This is a genomic window from Cobetia sp. SIMBA_158 (assembly GCF_046566945.1).
Lineage (GTDB): Bacteria > Pseudomonadota > Gammaproteobacteria > Pseudomonadales > Halomonadaceae > Cobetia > Cobetia amphilecti.
Genome location: NZ_JAWJYL010000080.1, coordinates 1 through 410 on the forward strand (window position 1 = coordinate 1; position 410 = coordinate 410).

The 410-nt window shown below is 42.7% G+C and carries 1 pseudogene; it reads left to right on the forward strand.

What is annotated here, in order from left to right:
* Positions 1 to 300 (forward strand): annotated as a pseudogene (locus R2R70_RS19060) (1-pyrroline-5-carboxylate dehydrogenase); the annotation flags it as partial.
* Between the last annotated feature and the right edge of the window lie 110 nt (positions 301 to 410).

Below are 410 nucleotides of genomic sequence, written 5' to 3' on the forward strand. Positions count from 1 at the left end.
GGTATCAGCGAAGATGTATTGAGTGTGGCTAACGATTCGCAAACAGTCACGCTTTTATATATCGATCGTCTAGCACAAGTGGCTGTCTCTGGTAGCCGCAGCGAAGTGCAAGCCATCAGTCAAGAGCTTGCTAATACTGACGGTATTTTGACACAGGTTATCAGTGTCACTGATATGGAAGGCTTGTCAGAAATGCTAACGCCTGACTACCTACATCGTTTTGTCACTGAGCGAGTCAAGACTATCAATACCACAGCAATCGGTGGTAACGCGAGCTTGCTTGAGCTTGGTACAGAGTAGAGTTAATGCAGTAATTACGAATTCGCTTAGCTTTTATACCAACTTTCATAAAGGCTAAGCGGTATTTGGTAGCGCTATAACTATCAAACTAGTAATTGCAAAAAATGTAT